Annotated in this window: 16 protein-coding genes; 6 read left to right on the top strand and 10 right to left on the bottom strand. The window is 69.8% G+C overall.

The window, feature by feature from the left end; translation table 11 throughout:
* Window positions 1-301 precede the first annotated feature (301 nt).
* The 7 genes from ACIPQB_RS15945 to ACIPQB_RS15975 form a co-directional block, all read right to left on the bottom strand.
* Window positions 302-844: a hypothetical protein gene (locus ACIPQB_RS15945; RefSeq protein WP_446486235.1), complete on the bottom strand. Its 543-nt coding sequence runs from the start codon at window positions 842-844 to the stop codon at window positions 302-304.
* 83 nt (window positions 845-927) lie between these two features.
* The gene (locus tag ACIPQB_RS15950) at window positions 928-2,550 is read right to left on the bottom strand and encodes a HAMP domain-containing sensor histidine kinase (RefSeq protein WP_446486236.1); all 1,623 of its coding nucleotides are present in this window, start codon (window positions 2,548-2,550) and stop codon (window positions 928-930) included.
* A complete protein-coding gene (locus ACIPQB_RS15955; protein WP_446486237.1) occupies window positions 2,547-3,266 on the bottom strand; it encodes a response regulator transcription factor in 720 nt (239 codons plus the stop codon). Before ACIPQB_RS15955 ends, ACIPQB_RS15950 begins: the two co-directional genes overlap by 4 nt.
* A gap of 2 nt (window positions 3,267-3,268) precedes the next feature.
* Entirely contained in the window at window positions 3,269-4,897 is a 1,629-nt protein-coding gene (locus ACIPQB_RS15960; protein ID WP_446486238.1) for a DUF4153 domain-containing protein, read from the bottom strand.
* 111 nt (window positions 4,898-5,008) lie between these two features.
* Window positions 5,009-6,025, bottom strand: a complete 1,017-nt coding sequence (locus ACIPQB_RS15965; RefSeq protein ID WP_446486239.1) for a helix-turn-helix domain-containing protein — start codon at window positions 6,023-6,025, stop codon at window positions 5,009-5,011.
* A gap of 505 nt (window positions 6,026-6,530) precedes the next feature.
* Window positions 6,531-7,466, bottom strand: a complete 936-nt coding sequence (locus ACIPQB_RS15970; RefSeq protein ID WP_446486240.1) for a Gfo/Idh/MocA family protein — start codon at window positions 7,464-7,466, stop codon at window positions 6,531-6,533.
* 233 nt (window positions 7,467-7,699) lie between these two features.
* A complete protein-coding gene (locus ACIPQB_RS15975) occupies window positions 7,700-7,960 on the bottom strand; it encodes a hypothetical protein (protein ID WP_446486241.1) in 261 nt (86 codons plus the stop codon).
* Between the two features lie 74 nt (window positions 7,961-8,034).
* On the opposite strand from ACIPQB_RS15975, the gene ACIPQB_RS15980 reads away from it, so the two are divergent.
* Window positions 8,035-8,430 carry an ankyrin repeat domain-containing protein gene (locus ACIPQB_RS15980; RefSeq protein ID WP_446486242.1) on the top strand — a complete coding sequence of 132 codons (396 nt, stop codon included), beginning with the start codon at window positions 8,035-8,037 and terminating at the stop codon, window positions 8,428-8,430.
* A 626-nt stretch (window positions 8,431-9,056) separates the two neighbouring features.
* On the opposite strand, the gene ACIPQB_RS15985 is transcribed toward ACIPQB_RS15980, so the two are convergent.
* Complete coding sequence (locus tag ACIPQB_RS15985; protein WP_446486243.1) at window positions 9,057-11,339, bottom strand: glycoside hydrolase family 3 N-terminal domain-containing protein; 2,283 nt, start codon at window positions 11,337-11,339, stop codon at window positions 9,057-9,059.
* A gap of 129 nt (window positions 11,340-11,468) precedes the next feature.
* Here ACIPQB_RS15985 and ACIPQB_RS15990 point away from each other — a divergent pair, with 129 nt between their 5' ends.
* Entirely contained in the window at window positions 11,469-11,702 is a 234-nt protein-coding gene (locus ACIPQB_RS15990; RefSeq protein WP_446486244.1) for a hypothetical protein, read from the top strand.
* An 11-nt stretch (window positions 11,703-11,713) separates the two neighbouring features.
* Here the strand turns inward: ACIPQB_RS15990 and ACIPQB_RS15995 are convergent, their stop codons facing one another.
* Both ACIPQB_RS15995 and ACIPQB_RS16000 read right to left on the bottom strand, forming a co-directional pair.
* Window positions 11,714-12,604, bottom strand: a complete 891-nt coding sequence (locus ACIPQB_RS15995) for an oxygenase MpaB family protein (protein ID WP_446486245.1) — start codon at window positions 12,602-12,604, stop codon at window positions 11,714-11,716.
* A gap of 63 nt (window positions 12,605-12,667) precedes the next feature.
* Complete coding sequence (locus ACIPQB_RS16000; protein ID WP_446486246.1) at window positions 12,668-13,114, bottom strand: hypothetical protein; 447 nt, start codon at window positions 13,112-13,114, stop codon at window positions 12,668-12,670.
* A gap of 180 nt (window positions 13,115-13,294) precedes the next feature.
* Here ACIPQB_RS16000 and rutB point away from each other — a divergent pair, with 180 nt between their 5' ends.
* From rutB to rutA, 4 genes are all read left to right on the top strand, one after another.
* Window positions 13,295-13,996: a pyrimidine utilization protein B gene (rutB, locus tag ACIPQB_RS16005; protein ID WP_446486247.1), complete on the top strand. Its 702-nt coding sequence runs from the start codon at window positions 13,295-13,297 to the stop codon at window positions 13,994-13,996.
* Window positions 13,997-14,118: 122 nt separating this feature from the next.
* A complete protein-coding gene (gene rutC / locus ACIPQB_RS16010; RefSeq protein ID WP_446486248.1) occupies window positions 14,119-14,508 on the top strand; it encodes a pyrimidine utilization protein C in 390 nt (129 codons plus the stop codon).
* Entirely contained in the window at window positions 14,509-15,312 is an 804-nt protein-coding gene (rutD, locus tag ACIPQB_RS16015; RefSeq protein ID WP_446486249.1) for a pyrimidine utilization protein D, read from the top strand.
* A gap of 210 nt (window positions 15,313-15,522) precedes the next feature.
* A complete protein-coding gene (gene rutA / locus ACIPQB_RS16020) occupies window positions 15,523-16,587 on the top strand; it encodes a pyrimidine utilization protein A (RefSeq protein ID WP_446486250.1) in 1,065 nt (354 codons plus the stop codon).
* The last annotated feature ends 9 nt before the right edge of the window (window positions 16,588-16,596 follow it).

Consider the following 16,596-nt stretch of genomic DNA (forward strand, 5'->3'; position numbering starts at 1 on the left):
CCCCCCCCCCGCGGGGGGGGCGGGGCGGCCCTTCCACACTCCCCGGGGGGGGGGGCGCCCCTCGGCCGCCGCCGGACGCCCCCTCCGTCTCGCCGCTGCGCGCCGAGCCACCTCCCCCGTTGCACGGGTGAGGAGAAGACGCCCGCCACGGCGAGGCCGCGCCTTGAAACCTTGATGGCGAGCTTGCTCGTCTGGCCGTGTCCTTTTGGAGAGTAAGTAAGGTGTTTCAATAGGCTGGCGACTGAACGTCCGCTATAGATCGTTCGGATGCGCATTAATTAGTGAAATTACAAGCCTATATCTAGTGATGTTCGAACAATACCTCTTTGAATTTTCCCAACAGAACCACAGCTTCATTAATGTTGAAATCCGAATCATAGAGGCCTGACGCCGTATTTCCAATGAATCTTCTTTCTACCTCCTTCGCTGCAGTAGTGACTCTGCTCATCAGGTCAACTAGTAGCGGTATGGCAGCAGGTGGAAGTATTGCAAAGTCGATTCGATCGAGCATTCGCGCCATTTCTTCGATTTCACCGATCCTGAAATTCTGGCGTTGGCTGATTAAGCCGACGATTTGCTCGAGCAGTCCAAACGCTGAGCGCCGCTTATCCCATAGATCGGCCTGCTCACGCTGGCTATGGGCCCGATGTTGCAGCATCGGCGCCCCAACGGCGATCCCTAATGCTACGAATGCGGCGAAGAACTGCGCCCAATCTGCTGCATGGTCGCTCGACGATAGCTTCCAGATGCCAACGTAGAGACCGGTTGGAGCCAACACCACTCCAACGAATAGCGCACAGCACACGCCAATGATCCAATTTCCCAGCCGCATAAGCATAAGCATCGCACGATTTCGGCGATCAGCTAGGCATTGAATCTGACCTGCGCCAGATCGGCCTCTTCAGCGATTCAGCGCCCGCGAGGGATTCAAAGCATCCTTTCGGCCATTTTTTCGTAGAGCCCCCTCACCCCCCGCACCAACCCCACCTCAAACACCGCCCCCGCCTCGCCCTCGACAAGCCCGATCCGCCCGGAACTCGCCGCCAACAGTGACCTTGCGATCGACAGCCCCAGCCCCGTACCGCCCGCTTCACGCCGGCTGGTGAAGAACGGCTCGAACAGCCGGGCGCGGTCGGCGGGGGGGACGCCGGGGCCGTCGTCGGCGATGCGCAGCACCACCTCCCCGCCCCGCGCCGCAGCGCGGATCGTCACCGTCGAGGCCCCGGCCTGGCGGCTGTTCTCAAGTAGGGCGGTCAGCACCGCCTCGATCGTCGTCTCGGGCGCGGCGACCGGCGGCAGGCCGGCGGGCAGGTCCAGGACCAGGGTCAGGCCGCGGCCGCCCTGGGCGTCGGCGACCCGGCGGGCCGGCGAGGCCAGGTCGGCGACCACCCCGGCCTGCGGCATGGCCATGTCGGCCCGGGCCAGGTCCATCAGCCGGCCGACCAGGTGCGACAGCCGGGCGCTGTCGGCCGAGATGTTGCCGAGGAAGCGGCGGCGCTCCTCCGGGCTCATGGTGTCGAAATGGTCGTCGAGCAGCTCGACCGCCCCGGTGATGCCAGCCAGCGGGGTCTTGAACTCGTGGCTGACGGCGGCGGCGAAGTCGCGCAGGTAGCGCGAGCGCACGGCGATGGCGTCGGCCATCACCCGGAAGTCCTCGTAGAGGTCGCGGATCTCGACCGCGGCGGTGACCGGGGTCTCCGGCACGGCGCCCTGGCCGCTGGCCACGCCGCGAGTGGCGGCGCTCAGCGCCTCGATCGGCCGGGTCACCCCGCGCGACACCAGGCCCGACAGCAGCACCAGCAGCAGGATCGTCGCCCCCGCCCCGATCGCGATCTTGCCGCGGTCCTGGTAGACGCCGCGGAACAGCGCCCGCGGCGAGCGCGACAGCAGCAGCGCCCCGACCACCCGGCCGTTGACCCGCACCGGCCGGGCGTGGTGCAGGCGCACGGCCGAGGCCCGGCTCAGCCACTCGAACGAATAGCGCGGGTGATAGGCGCCGTTGCGGCGCAGCACCGTGCGCGAGCGGCCCTTCAGCGCCGCCTGGATCTCCGGCAGGGCCGAGAGACTCCCGCCCTGGCCCAGGCCCCGCACCACCACGCCGTGGCGGTCGACGATCAGGATCGAGGCCAGGGTGCTGCGGCTGGTCTGGTCGAGGATCGGCTCCAGCGCGTCGGCGGCGGCCAGGGCCTGGGGATCGGCCGCCGGCCCCGGCGCGGCGTCCGGCCGCTCGGGCAGCACCGGCGAGCTGCGCAGGTCGATGCTGGTGCTCTCGGGGCGGTAATAGCCGGGATCGTCGCGGGCGTCGGGATCGGCCGGGGTGGCGTCGCGGATCGCCCCCGGCCACAGGGCCCCGGCCGCCGCCGCCAGGGCCGCCCCCTGGGCGGCCAGCTCGGCCTCGGTCTGGCGCACCAGGGTGTTCTCGTAGGTGCGCAGGAACACCGCCCCGATGGCCGGCATGGCGGCGGCGAACAGCAGCACGGTCAGCAGGATGACCCGCAGCCGCAGCGGCGGCCACCAGCTCCGCATCCAGCCGCGCAGCCGCTCGATCATGCCGCCGCGCCGCCGCTGCAGGCCCCCAGGCGATAGCCGATCCCGGCCCGGGTCTCGATCACGTCCTGGCCGCCGACCGCGGTGAACTTGCCGCGCAGGTTGCGCACGTGGCTGTCGATGGTGCGGTCGGTGACGGCGAAGCCCGGGCCGCGCAGGCGGTCGATGATGGCGTCGCGGCTGAACACCTTGGTCGGGGTGGCCGCCAGGGTGCGCAGGATGCTGAACTCGGTGACGGTCAGCGCCACCTCGGCCCCCGCCCAGCGGGCGCTCCAGGCCTCGGGGTCGAGGCTCAGCAGGCCGCGGACGATCAGGCCGTCCGGCGTCGCCGCCGCCTCGGTCCGGGTCCCGGTCCGCCGCAGGATGGCCTGGACGCGGGCCACCACCTCGCGCGGGCTGAACGGCTTGACCACATAGTCGTCGGCCCCCAGCTCGATGCCCAGCACTCGGTCGATCTCGTCGTCGCGCGAGCTGAGGAACAGGATCGGCAGGTCGCCCCGGGCCCGCAGCCGGCGGCAGACCTCCAGCCCGTCCAGCCGCGGCATGTTGATGTCCAGCACCACCAGGTCGGGGGCGCGCTCCTCGACCATGGCCAGGGCCGCCTCGCCGTCGGCCGCCTCGCGGGTCTCCAGCCCGGCCTTGGCCAGGGCGAAGACCAGGAGCTGGCGGATGTGGGGATCGTCGTCGACGACCAGGATCGTGCGCTGCATGCGGCCCATGTTCAGTGCTCCGCGCCCGGGGTCAACGGGGATGGAGCGGCGGCCGGCGGCGCGGCGGGCTCGTAGACGACCGACGGCGGCGGGGGTTCGGGCGGGGCCGGCGGCGCGACCGGGCGGCCGTCGCATTCGCGTTGGTAGGCCGGGGCGCTGTTGGCCAGGGGCCGTTCGCGTTGCAGCGCCTCAACCCGCGCCAGCCGCCGGGCGCCGCGCCAGGTCCAGGCGCGCCATGCCGATTGCCGTTCGCGCAAGGCGATCAAGTTGATCTGTCGCACCCAGGCGACGCGGTCGACCAGCTCCGGCGGCGGGGTCCGGCGCTCCAGGTCCACCAGCGAGACCAGGGCCGAGGGGCCCAGGGCGTTGAGGTAGCAGACATCCAGCTCAGGCCCCCGCCCGCCGACCTCGCGGGCGTGGCGGACGTTCCAGGCGGCGGCGACCGCGCCCAGGTCGACGACGCAGCTGGCGGCCAGCACCAGCAGGGCCGCAGCGGCGTTGGCGTTGATCAGCCAGGCGCCGCTCTTGCCGCGCAGCATCCGCCAGCAGGTCAGGACCAGGCCCAGCCCGACCAGGCCCATCCAGACCAGGGCGGCGATCCGCAGGCGGGTCAGGGAATAGGCCTGCACATAGTCGACCGTGCGCAGGATGCTGGAGGCGACCAGGAACAGGTTCTGCCCCACCCACAGCACCACCAGCAGTCGGATCAGCGGAACCTTGGCGGTCGGCGAGCGCGGGTCGAGCGCGACCAGCACGAACAGGCCCGCCAGCAACGCCGTGGCGATCAGCGGATAGGCGCCGCGATGGGCGTACTGGGCCAGGGTCAGGCCGGCCGGCGGTCCGGCCCCGCCCCACAGGATCACCGCGTCCAGGCCGTTCTGCACGGCGAACAGGGCGTTGAACACCACCAGCGACAGGGTCACCGAGGCGACGGAGATCCCGGCCCAGGCGACCCCCGACCGCGGGCTGGCGACCGGCAGGACCCGACGGCGGCGCGGCCGCAGCACGCCCCAAGCCAGGGTCAGCACCGCCAGCCACAGCACCATCCGCCCGCCGAGGTCCGGGCTGAAGGCCGGCAGCCGCAGCGCGCCCAGCGCCTGGGCGATCACCGGATTGGCCATGGCGAACAGGCCCAGGAACACCGCCCCGCCGACCGCCGGCAGGGCCAGCAGCGCCGCGACCTCGCCCCAGCGCCGGCGGCGGGTCGCCTGTCCCAGGCGCCGGGCGCGGCGCAGGTCGACCCACGGTCCGACCAGCCCGACCACGGCCTGGCCGAGCAGGCGCTGCGACCACCGCCAGGCGTCGTCGAAACGGTGGGCGCGCGGCAGCAGCGCCGCCAGGCTGAGCGCCGCCCAGAACAGCATCCAGGCCAGCAGGCTCGGGGCCTCGACCAGGACCAGCGCCAGGACGGCCGCCGCCAGCAGGGCCCCGCCGGCCTTGCGGTCGCCGCGCAGGTCCGGACGCAGCGCCGCCGTCGCCAGGGTCAGCAGCAGGGCGAAGGCGCCGAGCGTCGCGCCGACGGGGTGGCCATGAAACAGCAGGTCGGCGACGACGACCAGCAGCAGGGCGACGCTGGCCTTGGCCGCGAACGACAGGTCGCGGAACGAAGGTCGCGCGCGGCGGGGGGCGGAGGCGGGCATGGCGGGTTCCAGGCTTCGGGAAGCCCTGGAATGCCCGCCCCGGATCGAGACCGCCCCGGCGCTACGGCGCCGCTCAGGCCGGATTTGGATGCAGGTTCGGTGCAGGCGCCCTCAGGCGCACTTGGCCGCTTCGGTCCAGCGGCGGAAGGGACTGTCGGCCTCCTCGGCCAGGCTGGGCTGCAGCGAGCGCAGGTCGCTGGGGCGGATGTTGAAGGCCCGGCGGAAGCTGCGGCTGAAATGGGCCTCGCTGCTGAAGCCGCACTGGAAGGCGATCTCCGAGATCCGCCGCGCCCGCTTGGGGTCCAGCAGGGCGGCGCGGGCCAGGTGCAGCCGCCGGTCCCAGACATAGGCCGTGACCCCGCCGAGCGGCTCGAACAGCCGGTAGAGGGTCGAGCGCGACACCCCCAGCATCTCGCTGACCTTGGCCGGGTTGAGGCTGGGTTCCAGCAGGTTGTGCTCGATATAGCTTCGGGCCCGCATCAGCAGCGGCGACTCGCGCATGGCCAGCTCGGCCCGGCCGGCCTCCATCGCCAGGCAGGCGCCCAGCAGCTCGACCGTGGCGCGGGTGATGCCCGGCAGGGTCTGGGGCAGCAGCTGCGGGAACCAGCGGGTCACCGCCGTCAGGTGCTCGACCAGCAGGCCGGCGCGGTTGGCGTCCAGCACCATGCCGTGCAGGTCGACGCCAGGGGCCACCGCCTCGACCTGGGCGCGCGGCAGGAACGTGGTCAGCACCTTGACCGCCGTGCTCTGCAGCAGCATCGGCCGCGACAGGTCGCAGATGCCGATCTCGCCCGGCCCGGCCGAGAAGGGCGCGCCGTCGAAGTCGCCGGTGTGCGAGCCGGCGATGTTGAACTGGACGATGTAGGCGTCCAGCCCGTCGGCGGCGACCATCTCGCGGGTGCGGAACAGGGTCTGGCCGCCGGTCTCGCTGACATAGAAGGCGTGGGGGCCCAGACGCAGGGAGGTGATGGTGGCGGAAAAGCCCGGCTCGGGGTCGCGGGCGTCCAGCGCCCTGAGCACTTCGCGGCGGTAGAGGTCGTGCCGCTCCTCCGGCGGAACGCTCCGGGTGCTGAAATTCGATCGCGCCAGCAGAAGCGGCGGCGCGCCCGGTTTTGCAGTCTCAGTCATGTCGCCTTCCCCCCAAGGCACAATCCCCCATTGTCGCAGCTCGCCCAATGCGGGCGTTCGTCGCAGGGCGCGAGGGAATGGTCCCGCTTTGAGACAGCCGATCAAGAAAATGGAACCAGGAGGCGATGATCGCGGCGTTTTAGGCCTTACAGCTGTCGACCCCGCCGGAGCGCTGAATCCAGCCGCCTGCGAGACGAGCTTGGGCCCGGCGCCGCGACCGCGCGCCCCACGAGTTCGGAGAACGACGCACCGAACAGGCCGCGACCGGCCGTTCGTCCAGCGTCGCCCTGGCCCCGAGGGGGACCAACTGAAGGCGGGCCTTGGGGGAGGCCCGCCTTTTTTGCGCCCGCGCCAGGCGCCGTGGTCCTTGGGCCGAATTCCTCGTCCTTCGACAGGCTCAGGATGAGGAATTCTACCGAACCGCCCTACCCGTAGCCCTCATCCTGAGCCTGTCGAAGGACGAGGGCGGCTCACGACCGCCAAACGCCTGACTTGTCCGCAGCTCCTACTCCACGAAGGCCGGGGCGACCACCCGGCGGCCCAGCAGGAAGGCGTCGGCCACGTGGCGCAGCGGGCTGACGTCGACGTCGGACTGGCCGGCCGCGACCAGCTCGGCGAAGCGGGCGTAGAGCGACGGATATTCCGCCTCGGGCTGCTCGTGGACCAGGGCGCCGTCGATCCATAGCCGTGAGCCGCCGTGCGACAGCCGCAGGGCGCCGCCGTCGGTGTCGACCTCGATGTCCCAGCTCTGCGGGCCGGTCTGCAGGAAGTCGAATTCCGCGGCGATCGGCGTCCCGACGGTGTCGACGAAGCGGAGGTCGGCGGCGATCGGCGACTGGCGGTTTTCAGGCACCTGCAGCGTCGCCTGGGTCAAAAAGAACGGCCGCGGCAGCAGGGCGGTGGCGATCGACAGGGCGTTGATCCCCGGATCGAACACCCCCAGCCCGCCCGGCTCCCAAATCCAGTCCTGGCCCGGATGCCAGACGCGGACGTCCTCCTTCCACAGGATGCGGGCGGCGGTGATCGCCTTGCCGGCCAGCCAGTCGCGCGCCGGGGCGACAGCGGGGGCGTAGCGCGAATGCCAGGTGGCCTGCAGGGTCAGGCCCCGGGCCAGGGCGACCTGGCGCAGATCCTCGACCTCGCTGAGCGTCGCCCCCGGCGGTTTTTCCAGCATCACGTGCTTGCCGGCCTCCAGCGCCTGGCGGGCCAGGGCGTGGCGGACCTGCGGCGGGGTGCAGAGGGCGACGGCGTCGAAGGCGACGCCGCTGGCCAGCAGGCCGTCCAGGTCATGGAAATTGGGCAGGCCGTCCTGCTGGGCGTGGCGGCTGACCACCGCCGCCAGTTCAAAGCGCGGATCGGCGGCCATGGCCGGCAGGTGCTGGTCGCGGGCGATCTTGCCCAGGCCGATCAGGGCCACGCGAATGGGGGTGGCTCGGGACATGCGGCCTCGCGACTCTGGAGATTTTATTTGTAGGATAAATGATCGGCGGGGCGGCGGATGTCAAACGGGGAGTGAGGGCGGGGGTGGGTTCGCGTGCCGATCCGGAGGTCTGCATAGCCGACCAGGTCGCGCCATAACCCCGACGCGAGCGCCGCTCCAGAAACAGGACGTTCAGCCCAGCACCTCAGAGGCGATGAACGACCCGTGGCGGACAGTTGCGGGCCGCTTACGCCCTAGCAAAGCGTCGTGATTTCGATCTCGCTGTCAATTGGCACTTCCGGCTTTGATAATCCGCGCAGCAGGAACGCCTCCGATTCCCGAGCGACAGGCTGACGCCAGAACAGCCACTCCTTGTAAGCGGCGGCGGCAAATGTGGCGCCGTCTGGACGCGTGATCGTCGCCAGCAGCTCAGTGGCAACAGGCAGGCTCGTAATCTCGTCGGTCGCGACCACCAAACCGCGACCAATGATCTCGAAGGTGTCCACGATCTTCATTCGCGAACTATGCCGCGTCTCATTTCCTCAATCCACCGTGGCCGAACCTTGGCCGGTGATGCTTTAGTGACCCAATGACCGGACAATCTCTCGATAGGGTCGGACGCTCGCTTCTTCACTACGCGGCCAGCGAAGGAAACTCTCAATCTGCCGCCGCGCTGCTCGCGTCCGGTGCCGACGCTTCGCTTCCTGACCGAACAGGATGGACTCCGTTGCATTTTGCCGCCCAAAGCAGCGACAGTGCTACGGTTAAGCTATTGCTTGGCGCCGGCGCATGTATCGATCCTCGCGATGAACACGGAAACACGCCCCTCTGGAGAGCCGTGTTCAGCTACCGGGGAGACGGCGCCGTGATTGAAGCGCTGAGGTCTGCGGGCGCCGACGAGGATGCTGAGAATGCGCATGGCGTTAGCCCCCGTTCGCTAGCGCATAGCATCTCGAACTACGACGTTGCTCGCCACTTCCCGTAGTTCGGCCATGGGCGGTGACGTTCCCCTGCAAAGGTCCAAAATCCACCCTTCCCTGCCGATCCGGAGGGCTGCATAGCCGATCGGGTCGCGCCATAACCCGATGCGAGCACCGCTCCAGAACCGGGAAGCTCAACCCAGCACCTCAGAGGCGATGAACGACCCTGGTCGGACCTTTAACTGGCAACGTTCCATTGTAGGCATTTGAACGAGATAACTTCATCTTCGCTGTCGCGAACGGAGTACCTGACCTTGTCGTGCTGCAATGACCCACGTCCTCAGCCAACAGAATGCAGTCGTTCAGAGCATTGAGGTCGGCGAGACGCAGATCGCTAACCCCCCTGAAAATGACGCTGCGTTCGCTGTCTCCGAGCTCTGGCGAGTGCCGAAGCGTCAGCGCCAGTGACGGCGCTTCGGGAAATGATGTCCGGTCAAAATGAACATCGACTATGTAGCCTCGGGCCACCTGAGTTTCATTCATAACCTAAACCTGAATTACGGTGAATTACAGTGACAGTACATTCAATTCGCGCTTCGACTTGCGCCTGCAGGGGTCACGCGACTGAGCGATCGGCCTGATCCGGGTTAATTAGTGCACTGTCACCGTAATCCCGTAATCCGCGCCCCCCTCACGCCCCCAGCAGCTCAAAACTCGCCGCCAGGCCGTCGACGGCGTTGTTGGCCACCCACAGGTCGAACATCCCCGGCTCGGCCAGCCAGCGGTCGCCGTCGCCGACGAACATCAGCGAGCCTCGCTCCAGGGTGAAGCGCACGTCGCGCTTCTCGCCCGGCTTGAGGGCCACGCGGATGAAGCGCTTGAGCTCGCGGACCGGGCGGGTGCGGCTGGCCACCCGGTCGCGGACATAGAGCTGGACCACGTGCTCGCCCGCCACCTTGCCGGTGTTGGCGACCTGGGCGGTGACATAGAGCTTGTCGTTCCAGGCCAGGCGGGCGGTCGACAGCCGGATGTTGCTGAGCACGAAGGTCGTGTAGCCCAGGCCGTAGCCGAACGGATAGAGCGCCTCGTTGCGGGTGGTGCGCCAGCGGGCCTTGTATTCCTGGCTGTCGTCGGCCTGGGGCGCGGGGCGGCCGGTGGTGCGGTGGTTGTAGGCGTAGGGCTCCTGGCCGCTCTCGTGCGGAAAGCTGACCGGCAGACGGGCGGAAGGATTGACCTTGCCGAACAGCACGTCGGCGACGGCGTTGCCGGTCTCGGCGCCCAGGAACCAGGTAGCCAGGATGGCCGGCGCGGCCTTGACCGCCCCGTCCAGAGTCAGGGCGCGGCCGTGGCGCAGCAGCACCACCATCGGCTTGCCGGTCTGGGCGACCAGTTCGGCCAGGCGCTGCTGGACGCGCGGCAGGCCGATCTCGGTACGCGACTGGGCCTCGCCGGACATGTTCTGGCCCTCGCCCACCGCCAGCAGCACCACGTCGGCGGCGGCGGCGGCGGCCACGGCCTGGTCGTAGCCGCCCAGCAGGGTGTTCTCGACGTCGCAGCCGCGGGCGATGGTCAGCTTCGAGGGATCGGCCAGGGCGGCGCGGATTCCCGTCGCCAGGTCGACGCCCAGGCTGCGGTCGCCGTAGAAGGCCCAGGGCCCGAGGATGTTGTCGCGGTCCTCGGCGAAGGGGCCGATCAGGGCGATGCGCTGGCCCTGGGTCGGCAGGGGCAGCAGGCCGGCGTCGTTGCGCAGCAGCACGATCGAGCGCGCCCCGGCCTCGCGCGACAGGGCCCGCGCCGCCGGGGTCGCGGTGTTGGCCGCCTGGGCCTTGGCGTCGAGCGAGCGGTAGGGCTGGTCGAACAGCCCCATCCGCTCCTTCAGGCTCAGCACCCGGCGCACGGCGCTGTCGACCACCGCCATCGGCACCAGGCCCGACGACACCAGCTCGGGCAGGTAACGGCTGTAGAGCCCGCTCTGCATGGAGATGTCGACCCCGGCCAGGATCGCCAGCCGGGCGGCGTCGCGGTCGTCGGCGGCGAAGCCGTGGGCCACCAGCTCCTGGTCGGCGGTGTAGTCGGAGATCACCACCCCGCGGAAGTCCCACTCGTTGCGCAGGATGTCGGTCAGCAGGTGCTTGTTGGCGGTGGCCGGCACGCCGTTGATGTCGTTGAAGGCCGACATCACCGCCAGGCAGCCGGCGTCGAAGGCGGCCTTGAACGGCGGCAGGTGCACCTCGCGCAGGGTCTCTTCCGACAGCTCGACGGTGTTGTAGTCCAGGCCCGCGGTCACCGCGCCATAGGCGGCGAAGTGCTTGGCGGTGGCCAGCAGGCTGTCGGGCGCGGCCAGGTCGCGGCCCTGGAAGCCGCGCACCCGCGCCTGGGCCATGGCCTCGCCCAGGAACACGTCCTCGCCCGAGCCCTCGGCCCCCCGGCCCCAGCGCTGGTCGCGGGCCACGTCGACCATCGGGGCGAAGGTCCAGTGCAGGCCGTAGGACGTGGCCTCGACCGCCGCCGCCCGCGCGGTCCGCTCGGCCAGGCCCGGATCGAAGCTGGCCGCCTCGGCCAGCGGGATCGGGAACACGGTCTTGAAGCCGTGGATGACGTCGGCGGCGAACAGCAGCGGAATCCCCAGCCGCGACTGCTGGACGGCGGTGGTCTGGGCCAGCAGGGCGCCCTCGACGCCCTCGCCGTTGAACAGCGTGCCGATCCGGCTGGCGCGGATTTCGGCCAGCAGCTGCTCGGTGTTGCGCTGGTTGACCACCGGATTGATGTCGCCGACCGGCGGGCGGATCATGTCGGCGTAGCAGGACAGCTGGCCGGCCTTCTCGTCGATGGTCATCTGGTCGAGCAGGCTCTCGACCCGCTTGGAGGCCGCCCGCGCCGGGCTTGTCCGCAGGGCCAGGGCCAGGCCCGCCAGGCCGGCGGCCCCGGTCATCAGTTCGCGCCGCCGCAGGCTTCGCCCGTCACCGCCGGTCATGGAATCTCCCAACTCAGTTCGCGGGCGCAACCTCGCCAGAAACGCCGCGCGGTGCAATGGTGGGCCGTGCGCGGCGCGAACCTCCGGCCGGGGCTCGCGTTGATGGCCCAGCAGTCGTGGAGAAGCCAGATGACCACCTTATGGCGTATCGATGTCCGGCTGGGCGACGCGCCCGTCGAGGCCCCGCTGCGCAGCGTCGTCGTCGAGGCCGACACCGAGGTCGACGCCCTGCGCCAGGTGCTGGCCCAGGCCGAGCGCGACCGGGACGACGCCGAGGAGCTGCTGCAGGACGGCCAGGAGGAGGTGTTCTCCCGCACCGAAGTGCGCGACGGCCATGTCGAGCACCTCGGGCATACGGACTGAGGCGGCCGTTTCTACCGCCGATACAGATAGTCCGCGGGCAGGCCCATGCGCCGGCAGGCCTCCACGGCCGGGGTTCCCGCGATCACCAGGCGGTCGGCCGCCCGCCCGGCCCAGCGGGCCAGCCGGCCCTCGACGGGCCCCAGGTCCCAGGCCCGGTCCAGGTCGAGCACGGCCCGCACCTCCGGCGGGACGATGGCCACGGCCGCCCGGACCAGGCCGCGCTGCAGACTTCGGGTCGGGACCGGCAGCAGGGCCGTGCGGCCCATCAGGTCGAGGAATTCGAACACGATGTCCGAGCGCTCCAGGGTCGGCAGCCGGTCGGCCAGCTGGGCCTCCCATTGGGCGACCGACAGCGGGGCGCCCGTCGCGCCGTAGAGCGCCGCGGCCGGCGCCGCCTCGGCGTAGAAGCGGTCGCGGTCCGCGGCGTCGAGCGGCGCGACATAGGCGTGATAGGCCTCCAGAAAGCCGAAGCTGGCCGTGGCCTGCACCCAGTCCAAGAGGTCGACGTCATTGGCCCGGTAGGCCGCCCCGGCCGGAGTGGCGCCCGCCACCCGGTCATGCATCCGCCGCACGCCGGCGATCATCGCCTCGGCGGCCGAGCGCGGGCCATAGACCGTGACCATCGCCGCCAGGCCGGTGCGCTTGAGGCGCGGCAGCGGATCGCGACGGAAGCTGCTGTGCTCCCAGACCCCGGTGCGCACCCGCGGCTCGGCCAGTTCCAGGATCACCGCCGCCACCCCGCCGACGAACAGCGCCACCGGGTTCTTGAACACCCGCCAGGACACCGAGTCCGGCGCCGCCAGGGCCGGTTCGCCGGCCGGAACGCCGAAGTCGACGCCCGGCGCGTCGTCGGGCTGGATCAGGTCCTTGACCCATTTGGCCAGGAGGCCGCCGCTATGCATGTCGCGCTCGCCGGGTCACGACGGCAGGATGGACGCGGTTTCCGGCGGGCGCCTAGGGCCTTTTTAGCGCTTCGGCGCCAGGCGGCGGGCGTTGGCCGTGGCCACGGCGTGGACCGGGGCCAGGGCGGCGGACTGCCAGGCCAGGCCCAGGGTCGCCATCCGCCCCCAGAACTGCACCAGGCCCCAGGCGGCGGTCAGGCCGGCGGCGGCCCCGACCGGGGCCGTCCAGGCGTTCGTCAGATAGCGGTTGGACTCCGCCGCCATGGCCAGCAGGCCAGGCCCGCCGGCCACCGCGCCGCGGGCGAAGGCCAGCGGCTTTTCCGAGACCATGCGCGACAGCTCCGCATAGTTCCCGCTCAGCGGCTCGCGCCAGGCCTGGACGATCATCGGCGTGCGGGCGTTGACCACCTGCAGCGAGGCCAGGGCCAGCTCTGTTCCGGCCGTGGCCAGGGAGAAGGCGTCAAGCGGCGTGGCCTGTCGGCGGCGGGGCGGGCGGGGCTTGCGGGTCATGAGCGTTCAACGCGCCATGCCGCCCCTTCGCTCCACCGTGACGATCAGGACGCGGGCGGTGAGTAAGCCGTTTCTGAATTAGCCCAAGACCTGGGCAATTGCGCCCGGCTGCGCATCGATCGATTGCGCCCGGCCCCGGCTTGGTCTTTGCTGGCCGGCTCAACCTGCGGGAGCCCGCGCATGACGACATCCGACGCCCTGATGCTGCCCGCCCGCCCCGAGCCGATCGCCCTGCCGGTCGACAGGACCGCGGTGATCGTCATCGACATGCAGAACGCCTACGCCTCGCCCGGCGGCTATCTGGACCTGGCCGGCTTCGACATCAGCGGCGCGGCGGCGGTGATCGACAAGATCAAGGGCGTGCTGGAGGTGGCGCGCGGGGCCGGCATGCCGGTGATCTATTTCCAGAACGGCTGGGACAGCGACTATGTCGAGGCCGGCGGCCCCGGCTCGCCCAACTGGCACAAGTCCAACGCCCTGAAGACCATGCGCGCCCGGCCCGAGCTGCAGGGCAAGCTGCTGGCCCGCGGCGGCTGGGACTACGAGCTGGTCGACGCGCTGAAGCCGCAGCCGGGCGACATCCAGCTGCACAAGACCCGCTACAGCGGCTTCTTCAATTCCCAGCTCGACAGCGTGCTGCGTTCGCGCGGGATCCGCCACCTGGTGTTCGTCGGCATCGCCACCAATGTCTGCGTGGAGTCGACCCTGCGCGACGGCTTCTTCCTGGAATATTTCGGCACGGTGCTGGAGGACGCCACCCACCAGGCCGGCCCCGACTTCGTGCAGAAGGCCGCGCTCTACAACATCGAGACCTTCTTCGGCTGGGTGTCGACCACGGCCGACTTCAAGGGGGCCGTGGGGCAGATCGCGCCCGCATCCTAATCATCCTCCGTCTTCCCGGCGACGGCCGGGACCCAGATTCATCCGGAGCCTCTCGTGGGCTTCACCTGGGCCCCGGCCTTCGCCGGGGAGATGGAAGAAAAACAGAACCAGAGGAAAACGAAATGCCCAAGACCGTCATCATTCCGCCCGGCGCCGGCACGCCGATCGCCCCGTTCTCGCCCGGCACGCTGGCCGACGGCGTGGTCTATGTCTCGGGCACCCTGGCCTTCGACAAGGACAACAACGTCGCCTTCCCCGACGACGCCGAGGCCCAGACTCGCCAGGTGCTGGAGACCATCAAGTCGGTGATCGAGACCGCCGGCGGGACCATGGACGACGTGACCATGAACCACATCTTCCTGACCGACTGGTCCAACTACCAGACCATCAACAAGGTCTATGCCGAGTACTTCCCGGGCGACAAGCCGGCCCGCTACTGCATCCAGTGCGGCCTGGTGAAGCCCGGCTTCGTGGTCGAGATCGCCAGCGTCGCCCACATCGGCAAGAAGTAGATGCAGGGCGGGACGGTCGACGGCCTTCACTACGAGCTGCACGGCGGCCCCATAGCCGGCCGCGAGGTCGTGTTGATGTCGTCCGGCCTGGGCGGCTCGGGCGCGTTCTGGGGCCCGCAGATGCAGGCCCTGACCGACCGCTGGCCGGTGGTGCTCTACGACCATCGCGGCACGGGCCGCAGCGTGCGGGAACTGCCTGCCGGCCCCTACAGCGTCGCCGCCATGGCCGAGGACATGGTCAAGGTCATGGACGCCCTGGGCCTGGAGCGCGCCCACGTCGTCGGCCATGCGGCCGGCGGCAACGCCGGCCTGGCCTTGGCCCTGGCCCATCCCGACCGCATCGGCAAGCTGGTGGTGGTCAACGGCTGGTCGCGGCCCGATCCGCACATCAGGCGCTGTTTCGACACCCGCCTGGCCCTGCTGAACGACAGCGGCGTGGCGGCCTATGTGCACGCCCAGCCCCTGTTCCTCTATCCGGCCGACTGGCTGAGCGCCCATCACGCCCGGCTAGAGGCCGAGGAGCCGCATCATGTCGCCGGCTTCCCGCCGCCCGACGTCATGCGGGCCCGCATCCGGGCCCTGCTCGACTTCGACATCGACGCCGACCTGGAAAGCATCCGCTGCCCGGTGCTGGTCAGCGCCAGCGCCGACGACATGCTGGTGCCGCTCTCCTGCTCGCGCCGCCTGGCCGCGCGCCTGCCCAACGCCGTGCTCGACATCGCGCCCTGGGGCGGCCACGGCTTCACCGTCACCGCGCCCGAGGCCTTCAACGCGATGGTCGTAGATTTCCTGGGAGGCGCATGACCCGTTTCACGCGCCTGCAAAACTTGGATCGCGTTCGTTCCTTGTCGAAGCGAACCCTCCCATCGCCGTCTTCCCGGCGAAGGCCGGGATCCAGATTCATCCTGAGCCTCTCGTGGGCTTCACCTGGGCCCCGGCCTTCGCCGGGGAGACGGTTGAAGACGAGCGGTCGCGCGCTGGACATCATCAGACATAGTCGGAGGGACTAATTCCATGGAAATCGGCGTCTTCATTCCGATCGGCAACAACGGCTGGCTGATCTCCGAGGCGGCCCCGCAGTACATGCCGTCGTTCGAGCTCAACAAGACGATCGTCCAGAAGGCCGAAAAGTACGGCTTCGACTTCGCCCTCTCGATGATCAAGCTGCGCGGGTTCGGCGGCAAGACCCAGTTCTGGGAGCACAATCTCGAGAGCTTCACCCTAATGGCCGGCCTGGCGGCCGTGACCGAGAAGATCAAGATCTTCGCCACCGCCGCCACCCTGACCATCCCGCCGGCCATCGTCGCGCGGATGGCCTCGACCATCGACTCCATCGCCCCCGGCCGGTTCGGCATCAACCTGGTCACCGGCTGGCAGAAGGCCGAGTACGACCAGATGGGCCTGTGGCCGGGCGAGGGCCACTATACCGACCGCTACAACTACCTGGCCGAATACGCCACCGTGCTGCGCGAGCTGCTCGACACCGGGGTCAGCGACTTCAAGGGCAAGTATTTCGAGATGACCGATTGCCGGGTCAGTCCGCACCCAAAGGAGACCAAGCTGATCTGCGCCGGCTCGTCCAACGAGGGCCTGGCCTTCACGGCGCGATATGCCGACTACAGCTTCGCCCTGGGCAAGGGGACCAACACCCCGGCCGCGTTCGGCGGGGTCAATGACCGGCTCAAGGCCGCCGCCGACAAGACCGGCCGCGACGTGGCCTCCTACATCCTGTTCATGATCATCGCCGACGACACCGACGAGAAGGCGATGGTCAAGTGGCAGGCCTACCGGGCCGGCGCCGACCAGGAGGCCCTGGCCTGGCTGACCAACCAGGCCGCGCCGAACGCCGCGGCGGGCGCGACCACCAACACCGCCCAGCTGGCGGCACCGGAATCGGCGGTCAATCTCAACATGGGCACCCTGGTGGGCTCGTATGAGAGCGTGGCGCGGATGCTGGACGAGGTCGCCGCCGTCGAGGGCACGGCCGGCGTGCTGCTGGTGTTCGACGACTTCGTGGCCGGGGTGGAGAATTTCGGGACCAAGATCCAGCCGCTGATGGCCTCGCGGGCGGGGGTTTAAGGGGCCCTC

This window comes from Caulobacter sp. LARHSG274 (assembly GCF_052871235.1).